This is a genomic window from Shewanella sp. KCT, assembly GCF_007636505.1.
GTDB lineage: Bacteria > Pseudomonadota > Gammaproteobacteria > Enterobacterales > Shewanellaceae > Shewanella > Shewanella halotolerans.
Genome location: NZ_LVDJ01000001.1, coordinates 294,087 through 312,951 on the forward strand (window position 1 = coordinate 294,087; position 18,865 = coordinate 312,951).

General features: G+C 51.9%; 25 protein-coding genes and 1 riboswitch. Of the genes, 22 read left to right on the top strand and 3 right to left on the bottom strand.

Going from position 1 to position 18,865, the window contains the following annotated elements:
• Window positions 1-226 precede the first annotated feature (226 nt).
• The 16 genes from htpX to AYI87_RS01400 all read left to right on the top strand — a co-directional run bounded on the left by htpX (window position 227) and on the right by AYI87_RS01400 (window position 13,130).
• Window positions 227-1,090: a protease HtpX gene (gene htpX, locus AYI87_RS01325; RefSeq protein ID WP_144198936.1), complete on the top strand. Its 864-nt coding sequence runs from the start codon at window positions 227-229 to the stop codon at window positions 1,088-1,090.
• Window positions 1,091-1,427: 337 nt separating this feature from the next.
• Window positions 1,428-1,778 (top strand): tetraheme c-type cytochrome CctA, encoded by a 351-nt coding sequence (gene cctA, locus AYI87_RS01330; protein WP_144198938.1) that lies wholly within the window; start codon window positions 1,428-1,430, stop codon window positions 1,776-1,778.
• Between the two features lie 419 nt (window positions 1,779-2,197).
• The gene (locus tag AYI87_RS01335) at window positions 2,198-2,728 is read left to right on the top strand and encodes a curlin (protein WP_260865044.1); all 531 of its coding nucleotides are present in this window, start codon (window positions 2,198-2,200) and stop codon (window positions 2,726-2,728) included.
• Between the two features lie 338 nt (window positions 2,729-3,066).
• Entirely contained in the window at window positions 3,067-3,693 is a 627-nt protein-coding gene (locus AYI87_RS01340) for a LuxR C-terminal-related transcriptional regulator (RefSeq protein WP_144198940.1), read from the top strand.
• A 49-nt stretch (window positions 3,694-3,742) separates the two neighbouring features.
• Window positions 3,743-3,961 carry a curli production assembly/transport protein CsgE gene (locus AYI87_RS01345; protein ID WP_260865045.1) on the top strand — a complete coding sequence of 73 codons (219 nt, stop codon included), beginning with the start codon at window positions 3,743-3,745 and terminating at the stop codon, window positions 3,959-3,961.
• Window positions 3,962-4,511: 550 nt separating this feature from the next.
• Window positions 4,512-5,027: a hypothetical protein gene (locus tag AYI87_RS01350; RefSeq protein ID WP_144198942.1), complete on the top strand. Its 516-nt coding sequence runs from the start codon at window positions 4,512-4,514 to the stop codon at window positions 5,025-5,027.
• Window positions 5,028-5,254: 227 nt separating this feature from the next.
• On the top strand, window positions 5,255-5,605 hold the full coding sequence (gene hinT, locus AYI87_RS01355) for a purine nucleoside phosphoramidase (protein WP_011865530.1): 351 nt from the start codon (window positions 5,255-5,257) through the stop codon (window positions 5,603-5,605).
• A 30-nt stretch (window positions 5,606-5,635) separates the two neighbouring features.
• Window positions 5,636-6,133 (top strand): PaaI family thioesterase, encoded by a 498-nt coding sequence (locus AYI87_RS01360; RefSeq protein ID WP_011865531.1) that lies wholly within the window; start codon window positions 5,636-5,638, stop codon window positions 6,131-6,133.
• Window positions 6,130-6,594 (top strand): PaaI family thioesterase, encoded by a 465-nt coding sequence (locus AYI87_RS01365; protein ID WP_144198944.1) that lies wholly within the window; start codon window positions 6,130-6,132, stop codon window positions 6,592-6,594. Before AYI87_RS01360 ends, AYI87_RS01365 begins: the two co-directional genes overlap by 4 nt.
• A 30-nt stretch (window positions 6,595-6,624) precedes the next feature.
• A complete protein-coding gene (locus AYI87_RS01370; protein WP_144198946.1) occupies window positions 6,625-7,014 on the top strand; it encodes a YcfL family protein in 390 nt (129 codons plus the stop codon).
• A 128-nt stretch (window positions 7,015-7,142) separates the two neighbouring features.
• A riboswitch (TPP riboswitch) is annotated at window positions 7,143-7,263 on the top strand.
• Between the two features lie 72 nt (window positions 7,264-7,335).
• Window positions 7,336-9,477 carry a TonB-dependent receptor gene (locus AYI87_RS01375; RefSeq protein WP_144198948.1) on the top strand — a complete coding sequence of 714 codons (2,142 nt, stop codon included), beginning with the start codon at window positions 7,336-7,338 and terminating at the stop codon, window positions 9,475-9,477.
• A gap of 64 nt (window positions 9,478-9,541) precedes the next feature.
• Window positions 9,542-9,802, top strand: a complete 261-nt coding sequence (locus tag AYI87_RS01380) for a YkoF family thiamine/hydroxymethylpyrimidine-binding protein (protein ID WP_144198950.1) — start codon at window positions 9,542-9,544, stop codon at window positions 9,800-9,802.
• Between the two features lie 36 nt (window positions 9,803-9,838).
• Window positions 9,839-10,486 carry a nicotinamide riboside transporter PnuC gene (pnuC, locus tag AYI87_RS01385; RefSeq protein WP_144198952.1) on the top strand — a complete coding sequence of 216 codons (648 nt, stop codon included), beginning with the start codon at window positions 9,839-9,841 and terminating at the stop codon, window positions 10,484-10,486.
• 63 nt (window positions 10,487-10,549) lie between these two features.
• Window positions 10,550-11,665, top strand: a complete 1,116-nt coding sequence (locus AYI87_RS01390; RefSeq protein WP_186300527.1) for a phosphotransferase — start codon at window positions 10,550-10,552, stop codon at window positions 11,663-11,665.
• A gap of 230 nt (window positions 11,666-11,895) precedes the next feature.
• Window positions 11,896-12,486: a DoxX family protein gene (locus tag AYI87_RS01395; protein WP_144198956.1), complete on the top strand. Its 591-nt coding sequence runs from the start codon at window positions 11,896-11,898 to the stop codon at window positions 12,484-12,486.
• Between the two features lie 95 nt (window positions 12,487-12,581).
• Entirely contained in the window at window positions 12,582-13,130 is a 549-nt protein-coding gene (locus AYI87_RS01400; RefSeq protein WP_144198958.1) for an NAD(P)H nitroreductase, read from the top strand.
• Between the two features lie 258 nt (window positions 13,131-13,388).
• Here the strand turns inward: AYI87_RS01400 and AYI87_RS01405 are convergent, their stop codons facing one another.
• Both AYI87_RS01405 and AYI87_RS01410 read right to left on the bottom strand, forming a co-directional pair.
• A complete protein-coding gene (locus AYI87_RS01405; RefSeq protein ID WP_011865540.1) occupies window positions 13,389-14,120 on the bottom strand; it encodes an MBL fold metallo-hydrolase in 732 nt (243 codons plus the stop codon).
• Window positions 14,121-14,160: 40 nt separating this feature from the next.
• Window positions 14,161-14,778: a chemotaxis protein gene (locus tag AYI87_RS01410; protein WP_144198960.1), complete on the bottom strand. Its 618-nt coding sequence runs from the start codon at window positions 14,776-14,778 to the stop codon at window positions 14,161-14,163.
• A gap of 343 nt (window positions 14,779-15,121) precedes the next feature.
• Between AYI87_RS01410 and AYI87_RS01420 the strand changes: the two genes are divergently transcribed.
• The 5 genes from AYI87_RS01420 to AYI87_RS01440 all read left to right on the top strand — a co-directional run bounded on the left by AYI87_RS01420 (window position 15,122) and on the right by AYI87_RS01440 (window position 17,912).
• A complete protein-coding gene (locus tag AYI87_RS01420; RefSeq protein ID WP_144198962.1) occupies window positions 15,122-15,625 on the top strand; it encodes a GNAT family N-acetyltransferase in 504 nt (167 codons plus the stop codon).
• A 231-nt stretch (window positions 15,626-15,856) separates the two neighbouring features.
• Complete coding sequence (locus AYI87_RS01425) at window positions 15,857-16,462, top strand: GNAT family N-acetyltransferase (protein ID WP_144198964.1); 606 nt, start codon at window positions 15,857-15,859, stop codon at window positions 16,460-16,462.
• Window positions 16,463-16,488: 26 nt separating this feature from the next.
• Entirely contained in the window at window positions 16,489-16,941 is a 453-nt protein-coding gene (locus tag AYI87_RS01430; protein WP_011865544.1) for a GNAT family N-acetyltransferase, read from the top strand.
• Window positions 16,942-16,988: 47 nt separating this feature from the next.
• The gene (locus AYI87_RS01435; protein ID WP_144198966.1) at window positions 16,989-17,387 is read left to right on the top strand and encodes a hypothetical protein; all 399 of its coding nucleotides are present in this window, start codon (window positions 16,989-16,991) and stop codon (window positions 17,385-17,387) included.
• Between the two features lie 135 nt (window positions 17,388-17,522).
• Window positions 17,523-17,912, top strand: a complete 390-nt coding sequence (locus AYI87_RS01440) for a hypothetical protein (RefSeq protein WP_144198968.1) — start codon at window positions 17,523-17,525, stop codon at window positions 17,910-17,912.
• A gap of 255 nt (window positions 17,913-18,167) precedes the next feature.
• Here AYI87_RS01440 and AYI87_RS01445 read toward each other — a convergent pair whose 3' ends face one another.
• Window positions 18,168-18,404, bottom strand: a complete 237-nt coding sequence (locus AYI87_RS01445) for a hypothetical protein (RefSeq protein WP_144198970.1) — start codon at window positions 18,402-18,404, stop codon at window positions 18,168-18,170.
• Between the two features lie 198 nt (window positions 18,405-18,602).
• On the opposite strand from AYI87_RS01445, the gene AYI87_RS01450 reads away from it, so the two are divergent.
• Window positions 18,603-18,842 (top strand): hypothetical protein, encoded by a 240-nt coding sequence (locus AYI87_RS01450; RefSeq protein ID WP_144198972.1) that lies wholly within the window; start codon window positions 18,603-18,605, stop codon window positions 18,840-18,842.
• Window positions 18,843-18,865 lie beyond the last annotated feature (23 nt).

Genomic DNA, 18,865 nt, shown 5'->3' on the forward strand with positions numbered 1-18,865 from the left:
TTAACGGCTTATCCCGCCAAAGCCGATAAATTTAAGATTGGCTTAATATAGGGCTTCTAGACTCCACGCCAAGGTCTACACTTTTTGGCGTGGCTGCGCACTCAATCGTACCCACCAAAAATATTTTTACGTTCAACCCTTGAACTCTGACTTATCGGACATATTATGTCGTTAAGAGAGGCTGATGACACATAGGGTGTCTCATACAGGGCTTATAGGAGCTTACATGAAACGTATTTTCTTATTGATCGCGACAAACATGGCAATCTTGCTGGTCGCTTCAATTGTGATGTCTATTTTAGGGGTTAACACCTCGACCATGGGCGGGCTATTGGTCTTTGCCGCCATCTTCGGTTTCGGCGGCGCCTTTATCAGCTTAGCGATTTCTAAGTGGATGGCGAAGAAGACCATGGGTTGTGAAGTGATCACCACTCCACGCGACAACATGGAGCGCTGGTTGGTTGAAACCGTTGCGCGTCAGGCTGAGCAGGCGGGTATCAAGATGCCTGAGGTGGCCATCTACCAGTCACCTGAGCTAAACGCCTTTGCCACAGGCCCGAGTAAGGACAACTCTCTGGTCGCCGTCAGTAGCGGACTGCTTTACGGCATGACCCAAGATGAGATCGAAGGCGTATTGGCCCATGAGGTGAGCCACGTGGCCAACGGCGACATGGTGACCCTGACTCTGATCCAGGGCGTGGTGAACACCTTCGTGATCTTCGCGGCCCGCGTGGTGGCGAGCATTATCGACAACTTCGTTGCCAGCAACGACGAAGAGGGCGAAGGCCTGGGCATGTTTGCCTACATGGCAGTCGTCTTCGTGTTGGATATGCTGTTTGGTATCCTGGCATCTATGATAGTGGCTTACTTCTCACGTGTTCGTGAGTTCAAGGCCGATGCCGGCGGCGCTCAGTTGGCTGGTAAGCATAAGATGATTGCGGCGCTGGACAGATTGCGTCAAGGCCCTGAAACTGGTGCCATGCCAGCACAGATGGCCGCCTTTGGTATCAATGGTAAGAAGTCGATGGCCGAACTGATGATGAGTCATCCGCCACTGGAAAAGCGTATCGAAGCACTGCGCGCACAATAATCGATTGTCGATTGATAAAACGGGAGCCTAGGCTCCCGTTTTTTATATCCTTTATTTGCAGTTGCGGTTTTGCCTTTTTGAGCGGCAACGAGAAATGCTCATTTGCATAGCCGTAGTGTGATGTGGATCATGTTTATCTGTGAGTATGAGGCTTGCGGCATAGATATTTGATTAAGTGCACATTTTTAACGAGTTGCTATTGTTAGTATGCCCGCAAGAGAAATTTGCCTATTTGCAAAACCTTAGCTATTTTAAGCTAAGTTGTGCAATCAGGAACAAGGCAGGATGGGACATAACAACTACACCCACATCGCCAAACATAAGAGAGGAAATTATCGTGAGCAATAAAATTCTAAGTGCGTTATTTGGTGCTGGTTTGGCGGCGCTAGCCTTGTCTCCAGTGGCAATGGCTGAGCCTCAAGAACTTGCAGAGATGCATGCTGAGATGGAAGGCTGTGAAGCGTGTCACGCCAATGGTGAACCATCTGCCGATGGTGCTCACGAATTTGAGCAGTGCCAAAGCTGTCACGGTACGCTAGCCGAGATGGACGCAGTGCATAAGCCACACGACGGTAATCTGATGTGCGCCGACTGTCACGCGCCACATGATTCAAACGTGGGCGATCGCCCAGCCTGTGATAGCTGCCACGACGATGGTCGCACCGCAGACTCTGTATTGAAGAAATAAGATTTTCATTACAGGATAATCGACAAACACCGGCAACTTGCCGGTGTTTTTATATCTGCCATCTGCAACTTTATCTCTGTTCTATTACTCGTGACTGGAATGTTAGCCAGATTTGCGAGTTCAACTCTCCATTTATCATTAATCAATTCCATTAGCCCATGCCAACGGTGCTCAGTTTCTGCCAAAAGGCGGGTATATGGCTGATAAGCCTTCATTAGCCTGCGGGCTTTATCGCCGCCCTCATCTCTAGATCCAATCTTTTGAGATTTTCCATTAGTAGAAAAGTATTAGGCCTGCTGCCGGAATAGATACTTTGTCTAGCGGGACTTAATACTCTTTGTGGACGTAAGTCCTTCGTCTTAGATAGATAATCTTGGCCATAAAAACAGATAGGTGCGCCACGGATGGAAACAAATTTGATGCAAGCAGTCTTTAAGGCCGGGCATTTTGCCTGGCGTCAGGCAATCAGCCGATTGTTCTTGTTAGCGATGCTTTTTGCTGGCTTGCCTGTGTGGGCAAATGATCTCAGTAGTCTTGATGAGTTGGCCCAGGGGGATAATGCTAGCATCATGCAGCTTGGGGATGCGCTGCAGGCCGATATTACCCAGAGCGGCGACGCGAACCGCGCCTTGTTTACCCAATTTGGGGTGGCCAACAGCGCTGAGTTGCAGCAGCAGGGGATCGGCAATCAGGCGTATCTGCTGCAGCAAGGGGAGGCGATAGAGGCCAGCCTGCTGCAGGTTGGGGTCAACAACAGTCTGATCGCCAGTCAACTTGGAGCGAACCTGTCTCTGGTAGCTGAGCAGCGGGGCAGCGATAACCAGGCCTATGTGCAACAGAGCGGTTATGACAATGAGGTCAGCATCTATCAAAATGGTTCGGGTCATGGGGTGATAGTAACCCAGTGGGGGAATGCACAGCGAGCAAGTGTGACTCAGGGTTATCGTTAGGGAAGGTGCGAACAACTCGTCGCAAAGCCCGACAGGGCGAGGCTTACAGCGGTATTTGCTGCGTTACAGTTCTTGCGAAGGACTAGGGCCATTCGCTGCAAACTGTGCCTTGCATCTATCCACTTTGAGCACACGCAGAGCAAGCACGGGACTTATTCGCACCTTCCTTAGCAGTAAGGCGGTGAAAGATAAGGTGAAGGGATCTCACCTCAAACAGATATTCTGATAGGGCTTGATAAAATTGGCGCAATTAAGATGTTATTTTTAATTCTATAGTTGTTATTATATGTGTCGGTTTAATGGAATACGCTTATAACTAACGACATGGAGTGAGCAGGATGTTCAAAGTGATTAATTGGGTAGTGGTATCGCGATCGCAACTGTTGATAGATCTGTTGGAGACGCGTTGGCCCCAGGAGTTTCTGGTTAAACTGGCTAAGGTCACCCCCGAGAGTGTTGAAGTGACTATGAGTGAAGGGAATTACTCTTTGGTCGTTATCGATCTCGCCACCATAGATGTGCAGCGTGCCTACCAGGTACAAAAGCAGATCGAGAAGCGCCACAGTGCCCGCGTGGTATTCTTGCACTATCCGAAACAGATAGATGCAAGATTCTTAATTTCCCCCATTACCGCCGCCGTCTTTTATGGCGATGCTTCCCTTGAGCATATAGGCAAGGCCTTAGCCAATGTGCTACGCGGCCAGACGGTGATCCCCCATGCTTTGTTGTCGGCTTCTGCGGATCAGGAGCAGCTCGACGGCGCCGATAACCTGACGATTCGTGAGCGAGAGGTGCTGCAGGCATTACTCTCGGGCAGCACCAACGTGGATATCGCTAATCAGTTGTTTGTCAGCGAGAGCACCATCAAGACGCATCTCTATCGTGTGTTTAGAAAGATTGGTGTCTCAAGCCGTGGACAGGCGATTGCCTGGGCACAGACTCATCTGCATGAGGTTCAGCAGTGAAATACCTTGGCCGCTTTCTCCTGTTAGCGGCCTTCTCGGCCCCTGTTTATTGTCAGGGGCCGATGCCGATGAAGACAGCAAGCTGGCGGCGCAAAGCACGAGTGATGTGCCGCCCAGGCTGGAGTCTGATCTCATCGACGGACTGATCCTCAACCGCGCGATGACCCGTGTCGGACACAGATTTTATCGTGAATTTGTCGCCGCCTATCGAGATATCGGCGGCATGACGGAGCACGGTGGACGCCCATTCATACCTTATGCAGGATAGTTATCCTGTTTAGCTTACATGCCTATAAAGCGTACTTTCGGGGTGTTTAAATTAATCTATGACAAAGCTGCTTGAGTCGAAACTGGGTTATACCTTGAACGTGGATGAGAGTCGCTATGGCATCGGCCATCAAAAGTGTCATATATATTGATGGGCTATGGTAACAAGGAAGGTGAGTGGAATTTAGCCGAATAGCCTAGTTAGCTTCATAGTACCTTGTTACAAAAATTTGCTTAAAAGATCATTTTGCGACCAAGAAACGTATATTATTTATACCGCGCTTAATCATTTGTCGTACTTTCGGTTTATTCTTTCGAGATCATGAGTACGACTTTTTGACTGCGATTCTTATTTGCAGTTAGAAAAATGTCAACGCATGGTTAATGTGACTAATCTTATATATTTTAATCAATTATGAGATATTTTTGCTTCTGGCTATTTAGAGATAGCCCATTTTTGTGTACAATTCGTCAAGTTTTTGACTTGCTGAATTAGTACGATGAAGAAGTTAGCATTGTTAGTTGTGTTAGCGCCGCTTTATGCACATGGAATGGCGCCTTTTGGGCTGGACTGGGGCGAGGATGTCAGCCAGTATGGCGAGGTCAAACGTCAGGGAGATGAACTCAGGGTAGAAACCCATGCGTTACCCAAACCCCTTTCTTTAGCCAATGATTACGAGCTGTATGCAGACACGCAACATGGATTGCTGAAAGTGACCATGGTTAGTTACAAGTATGGCTTGTATGATGATAATTTAAATGAAGATTTCAATTTTATTAAGCAATCGCTGATAGATTCGGGTTATCAGACGACAGAGTTTATTGCCAATAAGATGAATTCTTATCAATGTGTGCTTCAGGGGACCTGTTCGGGCAAGCGCTGGTATGGCTACATGGAAGATGGTACCAATGTGTCATTGGAACAGCTGGCCAAGACCCGTCAAGATGCCTATCTCAAGCTGACATTCAAGGCGCCCAAGCTACTGCAGATAGAAGCCGAGCGCGAGGATCTCAAGCAGCTCAAACAGCAAGATAAGATGAACAGCGATAGATTAGCGTTCGATTAAATAGTCGCTAACATCGATGCGGTGAGCGCCTGTGTTCAGGGCAGTGCTGCCAATCACGCCGCCTACTTTCATAGCGCCCACTTGGTTATTCAGGTGGGCTCTTTCTTTCTCCGAGCTAAAAAATCATCACTCGTGGACTGAGTTAACTCCTTTATTTATATGATGGATCACAAACAGCTTATTTGTGAGTATACTGACAGGATTAACGTCATATCGAGGATAGTGCAATGGCCGAAGAGACCATTTTCAGTAAAATTATTAGACGCGAAATTCCCGCCGATATCCTGTACCAAGATGAATTGGTCACCGCCTTTCGTGACATTCAGCCCAAGGCGCCAACCCATATTCTGATCATCCCAAACCATCTGATCCCGACGGTTAACGATGTCAAGGCATCGGATGAGAAGGCCCTGGGTCGTATGATGACGGTAGCGGCCAAGCTGGCCGATGAAGCCGGCATCGCAGAGGATGGGTATCGTCTCATCATGAACTGCAACAAGCATGGCGGTCAGGAAGTCTTCCATATCCATATGCACCTGTTAGGCGGTGATTTCCTGGGGCCGCTAGTGTCGCGTTAATCCCAGATTATTCTTGGACTGTGTAGAGTAATGAAGACAAACCCTGATTTTTTCCCGCTGACCGACTTGGCGACCCGATTTGTCGGTCAGCTAGTGCAGTGTCGCCGACTTGGGCTCAGTGTGCTTGAAGCCAGCGAGCAGCATGTGCTGATCGAGCTGCCCTACAGCAGTGAGCTTATCGGTTACCCAGACACAGGCGTGATACATGGCGGGGTGATCACCACCCTGATGGACACCGCCTGCGGCACTGCCGTGGTCTGCAACATCTTCGATAAGTACAAGTCGCTGGAGTTGTCGCCGACGCTGGATCTGCGGGTCGACTACATGAAACCTGCCGAGCCCAACAAGAGTGTCTATGGCTTTGCCGAGTGTTACAAGCTCTCTTCGAGCGTGGCCTTTACCCGCGCCATCGCCTATCAGGATTCTATTGACGATCCTATCGCCCATGCGGTGGGCTCTTTCATGCGTATCAGCCCCGAAATGGTGGGTGACGCCTTCAGACAGGCCTTGATGGGAGAGGGGAAATGATCATGGTCACGCCAGAAGCCAATCAGGCATTAAATGTTAAAGATATCGTCAAGAAGGCCACGGAGCTTAACGATTTTGGTCACCTGCTGGCGCATGTTCCTTATGCTAAGTTTATCGGCATGCAGGTGGCGCGCTTCGGCGACGAGCTGGTATTTCAGCTACCGAAGAAAGATGAGAATATCGGTAACCCAACCCTGCCGGCCATTCATGGCGGGGTGATCGCAGGATTCATGGAGATGTCGGCGATCGTGCAGCTGATGGTGTTTATGCAAACCACCAAGGTGCCAAAAATCGTCGATTTCTCTATCGATTACCTGAGGGCGGGCCACCATAGAGATAGCTTCGCCGAGTGTAAGATCACCCGTCAGGGACGCCGTGTGGCGAACGTAAACATCAACTGCTGGCAAACCAACCGTAAGGCTTTGATTGCCACCGCCCGTGCCCATTTTCTGATTGAATAGATGTTAAGGCGCAGCGTAAGGAGAATAGTGATGAACAAAGGATTAGTGTTAGGCTGCTTGTTGCTGGGACTGAGCGCCTGTGCGCCTCATACCGGCGGCATCATGACCAGCTCCACTGGTGAGGTTCGGGTCGATAACGGCTCTTTCCACTCAGACGTGGATGTCAGCGCGGTGACCACTCAAGCGGAGGCGGGTTTCCTGCGGGCGCGCGGCACCATTATCAGCAAGTCATCAAAGGATCTGCGCCTGCAATATAAGTTCACCTGGTATGATATCAATGGCGCGACGGTAGAGGATGAGGGGGTGAGTTGGAAGTCCCTTAAGCTTCACGGCAAACAGCAGATGCAGGTGACGGCGCTGTCCCCCAATGCCACCGCGGTGCGTTGTGAACTCTATGTGCGCGAGGCTATCTCCAATTAAAAATCGCTTTCAGGAATGAGTCGAGCGAATGATTTGATGAAAACGTCAGCAATGCTGGCGTTTTTTTATGGATCACGCGCAAATATTGCGTTAAATATGTCAACTCTTTGTATGAGTCATGTATAATCGGCCTCGCCAAGGGGTGTTAACGCCAAGCCATAGCTTAGCGATTGACTGAGATGTCCGCGGGACGAACCCTTAGAACCTGATCCGGCTAATACCGGCGTAGGAATGGGCCACATCACTAGATTTAACACAATCTGTCTGTGCATTCTTTCTCGCTTTCTTAAGTGCCGGATCTCAATATTGATTTGAGGTCCTATGTTTACATTAAAATCTTATTCACCCATCGCCCTTGCCGTTGCGGCGGCGTTAACTCATACCAGCCTGATGGCGAGCGATACGCCGCCAGCCAACGACGAGATGGAAGTGATTGTCGTCACCTCCGATTTTCGCCAGTCTAGCCTGGACAAGATGCCCTCTAGCATCAGCGTCATAGATCAACAGCAAATTGAGGACGAGGGCGCCCAGCACTTTGAAGACGTACTCAACGGCATCGCCAACTTCAACTGGTCAGGCGGCAGCTCGCGGGCGAAATATTTCCAGATCCGTGGCGTGGGCGAGCAGGAGGAGTACCAGGGCGCACCTAACTCTTCGGTTGGCTACATCATAGACGACATCGACATGTCGGGCCTTGGGATGATCTCCAGCATGTATGATCTGCAGCAGGTCGAGGTGCTCCGTGGTCCACAGGGTACACGCTATGGCGCCAACGCCTTAGCCGGTCTCATCTACCTTAAGAGTAACGATCCTACCTCGGTATTCGAGCATGGCGCCGAGGTGCAACTGGGTGACGATAACCTTCGCACTTACAGTGGCTTCAGCTCTGGCCCTCTAAGCGATTCAGGCAAGCTTTTGTATCGCGTATCGCTGCAGCAACATGAGCAGAACGGCTATCGCGACAATCTTTATCTGGGCCGCGACGACACCAACGGCAGAGATGAATTTACCGGCCGCATCAAGCTGCGCTGGTATGCCACAGACGATCTGGTGGCCGATCTCAGCCTGATGCACGCCGACTTTAACAACGGCTACGATGCCTGGACACTGGACAACAACGGCTTCGATACTCTCACAGATGAGCCGGGTGTCGACAAGCAGCGCACCACGGGTGGCTCGCTTAAATTAACCTACTCGGGCGCCGACAGTTTCGAGCTGGTCTCACTAAGCTCAATGGCCCAGAGTGATACTCACCACGGCTACGACGGTGACTGGGCCAACCCTGAGTTTTGGGCGGCCCGCAGCTGTGAGGGTGAACCTTGTCAGTACGACTACACCTGGAACAAGCTGGGTGACAGAACCACGCTGTCTCAGGAGTTTCGTCTAAGCTCCACCGAGGCGGGGCGTATCTTCGATGGCAGCACCGACTGGTTGGTGGGTGTCTATGGTCTGAGACTCACCGAAGACAACGACACGCTCGAAGTATATAACGGCTGGGAAGACAGACTGCTTGCCGAATATGAAGCGACTAATTTGGCAGTTTTCGCTCAGTTAGACAGCGACTTAGGCAATGGCTATGCACTGTCAGTGGGTGCCCGTCTGGAGCGCCGCGAGAGCGATTACAGCGACTCGGACAAAGATGCTTTCGAGCCCTCAGAGAACATGTGGGGCGGTCATGTTGCCCTGAGCAAGACACTTAGCCCAGGTCAACAGGCCTATGTCCGTATCGCCCGTGGCTACAAGGCGGGTGGCTTTAATATGTCATTGCCGACTTCCTTGAGCGATAAGAAGGAGTTCCAGGCCGAGACTCTGTACAACTATGAGCTAGGCCTCAAGTCAGAGTGGCTAGATGGCGACGCGACCACACACTTCTCGCTGTTTTACATGGACAGACGCGATCAGCAGGTCTCTGCCTCACAGCAAAACCCCGACGAGCCACAGAAGTTTATCCTCTACGTCGAAAATGCCGGTAGCTCACACAACTACGGCGCCGAGCTGGAAGCCAACTGGTATGCCACTGATAACCTTAAGTTATACGGCACGTTAGGCTGGCTAGAGACCGCCTACGGCGATTACGCCTACCAGGATAAGTACGGTGGGTTGGTTGATCTCACTGGCCGCGAACTGGCTCACTCACCTAATTTTACCTATAGTGCGGGGGCGACCTATCGCAGCGATCTGGGCTGGTTTGCCAACCTGACCACCAGTGGTAAGAGCGAGTTCTACTACTCAGACAGCAACGACTCTAAGTCAGAGCCCTATACTATCTTCAATGCCCGAGTCGGCTACGAGACAGAGACCTGGTCGGCTTATCTCTGGGGGCGCAACCTGTTTGATGAGAAGTATGGCGTGCGCGGCTTCTATTTCGGTAACGAGCCGGATAACGGCTGGGCCGATAAGCAATATATTCGCTACGGCGATCCTCGCCAGTTAGGCGTCACTGTCAACGTCAAGTTTATGTAATTGGCGCTTTGCTGTTGCCAATCGTTGTAGGGGCGGGCAGGACTCGCCCCCTTAAGGAGTTAAGATGAAATTAACCGCTGAAATCAGCATGTATCCCCTCAAGGATAGCTATATCGATCCCATCAAGTGGTTTATCGGCCGGGTTGACACATATGCCAATATCGAGCGCCGCACCAATGCCATGGCCACTCAGGTGTGCGGCGAATATGGCGAGGTGATGCAGATGTTGGCCACCGAGATGGAAGCCGCTCACGAGAAGTGGGGCAAGGCGGTCTTCGTGGTCAAGTTTATCGGTGGCGAGCTGGACCTGTCCCATCAGGAATAGGGCCTTAAGGCGCAATTAGGGAGCGACACACATCCTATGATAGATTTCTGGTCCGCATTGGTTAGCACCTTGACTCAGGCCTTCGAACAGGCCAATGCCATGACGGCGTGGGAGGCGGTTGCCGTGGTTTTGGCGCTGGCCTATCTGGCGCTGGCGATGCGCGGCAACATCTGGTGCTGGGCGGCGGCCTTTGTCAGCACCGCCATCTACACTCTGCTGTTTTGGGAGGTCTCCCTGCTGATGGAGTCGCTGCTCAACGTTTACTACATGGCGATGGCTGGCTACGGTTTCTGGCTGTGGCGCTATGGCGGCGGTGAAGATCACGGGGTCGAGGTGGTCAGCTGGTCGCTTGGGCGGCATCTCTACCTGATCGTCGCGACAACTGTGGTTTCCTTGGTGGTCGGCCACCTGATGGCGACCCACACTCAGGCATCGTACCCTTATCTCGACGCGGCAACCAGCTGCTTTGCGGTGATGACCACCTATCTGGTGGCGCGCAAGGTACTGGAGAACTGGCTCTACTGGGTGGTTATCGATTTTGTCTCCATCTACCTCTATCTCAACAAGGGACTGATGCTGACCTCTATGCTGTTCATCTTGTATGTGGGCATGGCGATAGGGGGTTATTTCCTATGGCGTACCAGTATGCAGCAGCCAAGTCAGGGCGACTACTCCTATGACTAGGCCGAGTCTTGTCCTACAGTTAGCCGAGGCTGAGATCTGATGTCGGCTTATGGTAGTGCTGGCGTGAATAGCACCTTGCTAGCGCGCCTGAGCGTTAGCCTTCCCGAGGCGGTTAAGGTACGGCTCTCAGAGCTTGGCTGTCCACTGGATGAGAGCACACAGATACAGGTGCTCTCGCGGGGACTGAGCAACCAAAATTATCATCTAAGCCGCGATAACCAGCAGCTGGTGCTGCGGGTCAACAGTCAGGCCAGCAGTCAGATCAGCGCCCGCGACCATGAGGTGGCCAACTGGCGCCTGGCAGAAGAGCAAGGTCTCGCGCCAGCGCTCTTGTATGTGGCGCAGGGCAATAGTTGCTATCTCAGCCGTTTCATCGACACAGGTGAAGATTGGAGCCGTTTGATGACCGCCAATCCCGCCCATCCGCTGCAGGAAGAGTGCGTCAGCCGGCCAGATGCCGAGGGGTTGCTGCTCGACCTACTCAAGGGGCTAGCTCAACTGCCGTTGCCCAAGAATCCCATTTCGGTGACAGAGCAGTGGCAGCGCTACTTTGGCCAGCTAGAGATGATTGCCGAAAGCCTAGATGCGGCGAGCACAGATAACGCAGGTCTTGATGCGGCAGGCAGTAGTGATCTGCCCATATCCTATCTCGAGCCTTGGAAGACGCGATGGCAAGCGCTTAAGAAACACCAGGGGCGGGTCGATGCGGTGCTCGAGCAGCTTAATGCCTGTGAGTTGGCGCCCCAGTATAGTCACAGGGATCTTAATCCCCATAACCTTCTGATGAGCCAGGGGAAGCTCTGGTGTATCGATTATGAATACGCCTGTAGCTCCCACCCCTTGGTGGATCTTGCCAGTGTGCTGGCAACCCACAGGCTCTCTAGTGAGCAGCGCCACCGGCTGCTCCTCGGCTACCTGAATGGCCATCCCAAGCTCAATGACAAGGCGCTCGCGGCCATTCCCAGCGCCCTGGCGCTTTACTGGTATTTCGCCGCCTGCTGGGCACTGCTGATGGCAAGTCAAGGCGAGGGCCTATTGAAGCAGACTGTGCAGAAGACAGTGCTACAGTCAGTGGAGAATGCACAGCCGCAGAAGCAGGGCGAGTCAGATGCCAGCCTGCCACACAGCGTGAGCGACTACCTGCAATGTTTCGATGACTTCATGGTGCTGGTGGGTTAACGCGTCTTTGGTCGTCCGACTCTGTTTCCGACTTGGTCAATCCGATTCTGTAATTCTGACTCTGTTGATCCGTCAGGGCTAACGCAAGGCTTCTTGTTGCGTTTATCTCTTCTTGTTTATTTCATTTCGCAGAGGTCATAGTTTTTCTTACCTTTGTTTATTCTTGCTGAAATTTAAATGATTAGCTAAGGGTCTATTAGGTAATGACAAAATAATGAGAGAGTGAGGTTATGCAGAAACTGTACGCTAAATTTACCCAGGGGATCGCCCAGCTCGACGGCGTCGCCGCCTTGGCACTTAGGCTCTATCTGGCGCCCGTGCTGATGCAGGCGGGTTACAACAAGCTGTCGCACTTTAGCGACACGGCGGCTTGGTTTGGTAACGCCGAGTGGGGCCTGGGTCTGCCCATGCCCGAGGTGATGGTGGCCCTGGCGGCCGGCAGCGAGTTTGTCGGAGGCTTCTTGCTGATTCTGGGCTTGGCCACCCGGTTGATCTCTATTCCCTTGATGGTCACCATGGCGGTGGCAGCCTTTAGCGTGCATTGGAAAAACGGTTGGTTGGCCATCGCCGATCCCAGCTCCTGGCTGGCCAACGAGCAGGTGATGGCCTCGGCGGAGAAGCTCGCGGCGGCCAAGTCGCTCTTGCAGGAACATGGTCACTATGAGTGGCTGACCTCCTCGGGTAACTTTGTGATCCTCAACAACGGCATCGAGTTTGCCATCACCTATCTGTTAATGCTGTTTGCCTTGCTGATCATTGGCGGCGGACGTTACACCAGCCTGGATTATTGGATCGCCCGCAAGTATCAGCCCAAGGCTTAACCCTGCGCCATCGAGTGTAAATCCCACTGTTTTGGTGGGATTTTTTTTGCCAATTTGTTACCCTCGAGGTCGGTATTAATGACAGGATAATCTTTGTGGATGCGATCGAACTTCTGTTGACTCGGCAGTCTTGCCCCAGACTAGTCGCCCCGGCGCCCGATGCGGCGCAGCTTAAACAGATCTTAAACGCCGCGGTGCGAGTGCCGGACCATGCAGGCCTCACCCCGTGGGAATTTATCGTCGCCGAGGGCGATGGCCTAACGCGCCTGGCTGACCATTTTGTAGAGGCGATGGAAAAGGAGGGTGGCGATGAGGCAGCGGTCTCTAAGGCCGCCAACATGCCGATGCGCGCCCCCATGGTGGTCACTGTAGTGGCTAAGGTAACCGAGCACCCTAAGGTGCCGGTACTCGAGCAACATATCGCTGCGGGCTGCGCCTGTATGGCGATGCAGCAGGCCGCCTTCGCTCTTGGACTGGGCGGTATTTGGCGCACCGGCCCCTTGGCCTTTAATCGTCATCTGCATCAGGCCTTGGGTCTGGGCGAGCAAGATCAGATAGTGGGCTTCCTCTACCTGGGCACGCCCGCGGTGAAGGCGCCGTTAAAGCCGCAGAAATCGGCCGACTCTGCGGTGCGTTACCTCTGATAAGGGTGATAGCAAACGAAATTGTGAAGCCAGGTACTATAGCTTCGACTTTGGTCGGGTTTACAGGGCATTAAAAACTGGCAAAGTGATCAGGAGCCTGCATCCTACCTATGCAAGGTTTTCACCCTAAGTGATTGTGTTGCCCGCTTGCTGCGGGCATTTTTTTGTCTGTCAAAAGAGGGGAGCCAGATGTTGCCGCTAACCCCCATCCTGAACGCCATTTCTATACTCTTATCTTACTTTTACCTCTATTCCTATCTATACCCCCACACCCACATTCAGGTTCTCGAACCAGTCGAGGAACTGCTTTACCTGAGGGCCGCGAAAGATCCGACCGTGCTGAGGGCAGAGGTATTGAATATCCAGCTTACGCACCCGCTTTATCCAATCATTCTTGGCACGGTTTGATGGCATCCACCTCTGATGAAAATAGGCCATCTTGGCGCAGTGTTGCTCGAAATCGTCCACATAAATATCGGCCTGGGGATCTTCCAGCGCCGCGCCGATATCGCCGCTCATCAAGACCTTAGTCACAGGGTCATAAACATGAAAGTTACCCGAGGCATGCAGGTAGTGAGCGGGAATAAACTGCAGCTCAACTTGATCTAGGCTCACGCTGCCGCCATTGTCGGCGATGGGCTCGTAGCTGATGTTATTCATGCCGAAATGGCGGATGAACCCCTCCCATAGCCAGGGAGAGTAGAGCTTGGCCTTGGGCAGGGTCTGATCCCACAGGCCGAGTGACGAGATGATGTCCGGATCCTGATGAGAGGCAAACAGATGGGTCAGCTGGCTCAGGGGGATATGCTTGACGATATTGGCCAGCATGGCCGCAAACAGCTCAATGCCACCGGGATCCATCAACAGGGCATGATGGCTACTCACCACCATGTATTGGTTGGTGTCGATGATCTTATCGGGTTTTTCGGGGTCGCGACCGAAGTAGAGCCATTTGTGGGTAGGGGTTTCGATGATCAGCTCACTCTTCATGGTGCGACTCCTTGTCGTTAGCTTTTGGTAAAAGGGGGGATCAGGGGGCTGTGTTGCCAAACAGGGTAATGGCATGGTCAACCCGACGGCGGATCAACTGGGCCACATCATCCACCCGGTTTGCCACGTCGTTGAATATGGTCTGGTTGGCGGTATCGACCCGGCAGGCCTCGATGCGGCAGATGGAGGCCAGTATGTTGGCGGTGCGCAGGTTGCGTTTCAGCTCAAACAGCTGGTTTTCCATCTTGTCGATCAGGCGATCAAACTCCTGTTGTAACTTGCTGTGGTGGGCCTGAGTCGCGGCAACGGCCGGATTGATGGTATCGCCATAGGGCGCGCCATTGGCCTTGAGTTTCGCCAGCTGAAAATGATTGAGTGCGACTGCCGCCCGGGCTGTCTCTGTGGCGAGACGACTGGCCTGGTGGGCCAGTTGATTGATGTCGGTGGCCGCTTTCATGGTGTAGGAGGCCAGATCGTCGATAAAGCCGGTTAACGCCTTGAAACCGAGCGCCGCATTGCCCACCCGCGCCGAGGCTGCCTGGGCATTGCTGGCGGTGAGATTTATCTGTTTGCAGTAGCTAAGTGTCTGATTGAGCTCGGCGGCGACCACTGCCGCAATGACATGATATTGACTGATTTTCGGCGCGTGTTGTGTCATTAGAACCACTTCCTATGTAGAACCAATCACAGTATAGTCGAGATCACCCAATGCGAAAGTGACCTAGGGGCTGTTGACCTTTCCTGTTTGTTTCTGCAGCAGCTTTTAGGTGATTTATACAAGGCGGAGTCAGTGTAGTGTAGTTGTTCTACATAAGCTGACGAGAACGAGGTAGAAATGGCCTACAAATGCTGCCCAACGGGTTCATCTAAACGCATCCTGCTCTTTGTTGTGTGCAATTCACATAGCGCAACTATGCTTCTTTGCCCCACGCCGCGAGCAAAACGCGTTTAGATTGAACAGAAATTAAACCTGAAAGATAAACAGCCCCTAGGAGAATGAATTGCTTACCCTAGAAACAGAGCGTCTCGTCTTACGTGAAATGACAGTAAAAGACGCCCCCTTTATGCTGACCCTGCTCAACAGTCAGGGCTTTCTCGATAACATAGGCGATCGCGGCGTGCGCACCCTGGTCCAGGCGGAAAACCACCTCATCGAGGGGCCGATCAACAGCTATCAGGAACATGGCTATGGCATGTACTGCATCGAGCTCAGGCAAAGTGGCGAGCCCGTCGGCGTGGCCGGGCTGGTGAATCGAGAGCAGCTGCCTGGTATCGACCTTGGCTATGCCCTGTTGCCGGAATTTTTGGGTAAGGGCTATGCGGTCGAGGCCAGCCGCGCCGTGCTTGCCCATGCTAAGGCGCTCGGGCTCAGCAGCCTGCTGGCCATAGTGAAAGAACATAATGGCCCCTCGCGGGCACTGCTTGAGAAGCTCGGCTTCGAGTGTCAGGAGCTTATTGCCTGGGGCGAGGGCGACGAGGTATTACTTTACAAGATAACACTTTAATTAAATTGGCTATTTTGTTAGCGTGTGTATTAGCAATCTCGTGATCTAGCTTGTAAACAAACTCAGAAACTATCTGGTCACAGTCTTGTAAAAGCAGTCTTGTAAAAAGCAGTCTTGTAAAAAGCTGTCTTGTAAAAAGGTCATCGCGAGTAAACAGGGCCGCAGGCTAGACAGGCAATTTCATCTATCGGTCATATGGCTTTGTTATAACAAACCCATTGGAGCATCAACATGAGTCAGGACGCATTGAGAGGCTGTTTAAGTGGTGAGCGTGTGGTGTTAGAGCCGCTGCAGGAGGAGCATATTCCCGCCTTGTCCATCGCGGTAAGCGACGGCGAGCTGTGGAACCTCTGGTACACCTCGGCGCCGCATCCCGATGAGATGAAGACCTATGTCGAGCAGGCCCTGGCCAGCGAGCAGCGCGGTGAGGCCTTGGCCTTTGCCGTCAGAGACAGGCACTCGGGGCAGATTGTTGGCTGTACCCGCCTGATGTCATGGGATCAGACCCACAGACGCATAGAGATAGGCCATACCTGGTATGCCAAGAGCGCCCAGCGCACCGGGGTCAACAGCGAGTGTAAACTCCTGCTGCTCACCTATGCCTTCGAGACCTTAGATGTGATTGCGGTAGAATTTCGTACCCACTGGCACAATCAACGCTCCCGTGAGGCGATCACCCGCCTAGGCGCCAAGCAAGATGGCGTACTGCGCAATCATCGCATTTTGAAAGACGGCACCATAAGGGACACTGTGGTCTACTCCATCATCGCCTCAGAGTGGCCAAGCGTGAAACAAAACCTTAAGTTTCGAATGCGTCAGTATCTAGAAAACCAATAAATTAACCATAATATCAGGGAGGATAAATGTCGGGAGAATTACGCAGGGCTAGTTTGGAAGATGCGGCCGTTGTCGCGGGTCTGTTTAACGAATATCGTCAGTTCTATGGTCAGGCGAGCGATATTGACCTGGCCAACAAGTTTATCAATGCCCGACTGGCTCGCAAGGATGCGGTGATCTTCTTGATGTTAGATGCCCAGGGCAATGGCCTGGGCTTTTGTCAGCTCTATCCCAGTTTCAGCTCTATCCATGCCCGCGCCAACCTTATCCTGAGCGACCTCTATGTCACCCAGCATGCCCGCTGTGTAGGGGTAGGGCGGCGATTGATGACGACCGCCATCGATTATGCCAAGGCCAAGGGGATCGCCTCGATCTTTCTCGAAACCCATAAAGATAACCATCAGGCCCAGGCCCTGTATGAGTCACTCGGCTTCCAGCTGGAGCAAGAATTTTTAGGCTATAACCTTGATATTCAGTGACATCTAAAGTAGAAATGGTTCAAACTCATTGCTCAAGGACAGTATTGATGCGCAAGACTCTTACACTTTCGCTATTCGCCCTCATGGCCAATAGCGCCGTTGCCGCCCCCTCAGAAGCCGAATTGGCATTTAACAAAGAGGTGCTGGAGTGCGCCGCCTATTACCAAATCGCCTCAGAGACCATTTCAGGCATGAATGCGCCGCAGATGAAGCCTGTGGGCGAAAGATTAAAGCAGTCTGGCGCAGATGCCGTGACGCTGGCGAAGAAATATCAGGACGCCGATAAGGTGGAACAGCAGCTAGCGGCCACCGTCGCCGAGCAGAAGGCCAGCCTGCCGAGCAATCACAACCTGGGTAGCCTGATGAACCGCTACAAGGGCCCTTGTCAGAAGCTGATGGCTAACCCACAGGAGCGTCTGGACTACTGGATCATGGCGACCATGTAAGCGCTTCTGTCACAGACCAAATTTCAACAAAAGAGTGCGCTGGCGCACTCTTTTTCGATCATGCATGAAACAGGGAATCGACTAGACTGGTCTAGGTAGGAGTGATCTTTACTCGCCCGTTTTCATGGAGACTCGATGAACATCTATTTTCTCATCGCCGGCATCATTGCCATCTTGACCTGCGTCGGCCATTTTACCCTGGGGAAAAAACGTTTCTTAACCCCTATGCTTGAGGCGGATTTCGATCCCATCGCCAAATCTGTCATGCACTGCGTGTTTCATTACATCTCGGTATTTCTGGTGCTCTCGGCGCTGGTGCTGTTGGCCTGTTCCTTCTCCATGGTCTCAAACATGCAAAGCTATGGCCTGCTGCTGTTTATCGCGCTGAACTTCGTGCTGTTTGCCATCTGGCAGATCTACATAGGATACTTTGCGGAGATAAAGGGCGCATTTCGCTCCCTGTTTCAGTGGATCTTCTTCGCCCTAGTGAGCGCCTTTACCCTGGCGGGAATTTTTCTGGATTGATCCTGACAGTGCATCTGGGAGAGAGCTAAGGTTTAAAACTTGATTTAGAACTGGTGTGCCACTGGCTAAGAACTGGGCTTTAAATCTGGATATGAATCGGGCTTTTAATTCAAAAGCAGACATCTTGGGATGACTCTGGCATGCGCCGCGGGGTGAAAGTGTCGTCCCAAGATGTAATGGCAAGGTGCAAACTTAGCGCGTGTTAGGCTGAGGTTGTTCACCTTAGGTTTGTCGCTTTAAATTCTTAACTTGAGTTTATTCACCCAGTGGCTCACTCGGCTCATAGCAAGAGTTGCTCGCCTGACAATCAGTGACCTGGTTGCTGAGATAGTTAGCATTCAGCGGCGGCTCATCATTTTTAAAGCTGGCCCACTCGCTCTTGATGGTCGACAGCCAGCCATCTTCTTCCTCCGCACCCAAATAGTTTGATACGTCGACAAAGGTCAGCCAGAAGGCATAGGCCACGATGGAATAAATTGTAAAGCGGAACATGATTTTCACCCTGGTGTCACTAAATTAGAAACGCACTATACGCCGCTTTTTTTAGGAAATAAACTGTCAATGTTTTGCCGCTTTCCTGTGTATTGCTCTGCTGTGTAACTATTTGTATTTAATGGTTTAAAATTTATTAAGTGCTTGCTTATGTATGTAAAAATGACGCTGTCATTTTATTAGCAAAGGATCTATTTTTTGACTCTGTTTGAATGGGAAGTGGGGGAGTTGGCATTGTTTTTGATAAGCGGTTTGGGGGCTGAGGTGGGGGTTGAGGTGGTGTTTGTTGGTGGTGAATTAGTGAGCGATTTCGGCGCTCATTTTGTTAATTGTCAGTCCAGCGTATGCCTGCATTCGTGTCTACATGGTGGAGTTGAAGGCCGTATCTTCATGGTAATCAATCGCCTGCCCGTCTGGTGTTGTACATGGAAGCACTAATGTCCTGATCAGAGGGATGTGAA

Excerpts from the sequence above, each read along its gene's own strand:
- htpX (WP_144198936.1), top strand. The coding sequence starts at position 227 with ATGAAACGTATTTTCTTATTGATCGCGACAAACATGGCAATCTTGCTG.
- AYI87_RS01335 (WP_260865044.1), top strand. The coding sequence starts at position 2,198 with ATGCAAGCAGTCTTTAAGGCCGGGCATTTTGCCTGGCGTCAGGCAATC.
- AYI87_RS01340 (WP_144198940.1), top strand. The coding sequence starts at position 3,067 with ATGTTCAAAGTGATTAATTGGGTAGTGGTATCGCGATCGCAACTGTTG.
- AYI87_RS01350 (WP_144198942.1), top strand. The coding sequence starts at position 4,512 with ATGGCGCCTTTTGGGCTGGACTGGGGCGAGGATGTCAGCCAGTATGGC.
- hinT (WP_011865530.1), top strand. The coding sequence starts at position 5,255 with ATGGCCGAAGAGACCATTTTCAGTAAAATTATTAGACGCGAAATTCCC.
- AYI87_RS01360 (WP_011865531.1), top strand. The coding sequence starts at position 5,636 with ATGAAGACAAACCCTGATTTTTTCCCGCTGACCGACTTGGCGACCCGA.
- AYI87_RS01365 (WP_144198944.1), top strand. The coding sequence starts at position 6,130 with ATGATCATGGTCACGCCAGAAGCCAATCAGGCATTAAATGTTAAAGAT.
- AYI87_RS01370 (WP_144198946.1), top strand. The coding sequence starts at position 6,625 with ATGAACAAAGGATTAGTGTTAGGCTGCTTGTTGCTGGGACTGAGCGCC.
- AYI87_RS01375 (WP_144198948.1), top strand. The coding sequence starts at position 7,336 with ATGTTTACATTAAAATCTTATTCACCCATCGCCCTTGCCGTTGCGGCG.
- AYI87_RS01380 (WP_144198950.1), top strand. The coding sequence starts at position 9,542 with ATGAAATTAACCGCTGAAATCAGCATGTATCCCCTCAAGGATAGCTAT.
- pnuC (WP_144198952.1), top strand. The coding sequence starts at position 9,839 with ATGATAGATTTCTGGTCCGCATTGGTTAGCACCTTGACTCAGGCCTTC.
- AYI87_RS01395 (WP_144198956.1), top strand. The coding sequence starts at position 11,896 with ATGCAGAAACTGTACGCTAAATTTACCCAGGGGATCGCCCAGCTCGAC.
- AYI87_RS01405 (WP_011865540.1), bottom strand. The coding sequence starts at position 14,120 with ATGAAGAGTGAGCTGATCATCGAAACCCCTACCCACAAATGGCTCTAC.
- AYI87_RS01410 (WP_144198960.1), bottom strand. The coding sequence starts at position 14,778 with ATGACACAACACGCGCCGAAAATCAGTCAATATCATGTCATTGCGGCA.
- AYI87_RS01425 (WP_144198964.1), top strand. The coding sequence starts at position 15,857 with ATGAGTCAGGACGCATTGAGAGGCTGTTTAAGTGGTGAGCGTGTGGTG.
- AYI87_RS01430 (WP_011865544.1), top strand. The coding sequence starts at position 16,489 with ATGTCGGGAGAATTACGCAGGGCTAGTTTGGAAGATGCGGCCGTTGTC.
- AYI87_RS01435 (WP_144198966.1), top strand. The coding sequence starts at position 16,989 with ATGCGCAAGACTCTTACACTTTCGCTATTCGCCCTCATGGCCAATAGC.
- AYI87_RS01440 (WP_144198968.1), top strand. The coding sequence starts at position 17,523 with ATGAACATCTATTTTCTCATCGCCGGCATCATTGCCATCTTGACCTGC.
- AYI87_RS01445 (WP_144198970.1), bottom strand. The coding sequence starts at position 18,404 with ATGTTCCGCTTTACAATTTATTCCATCGTGGCCTATGCCTTCTGGCTG.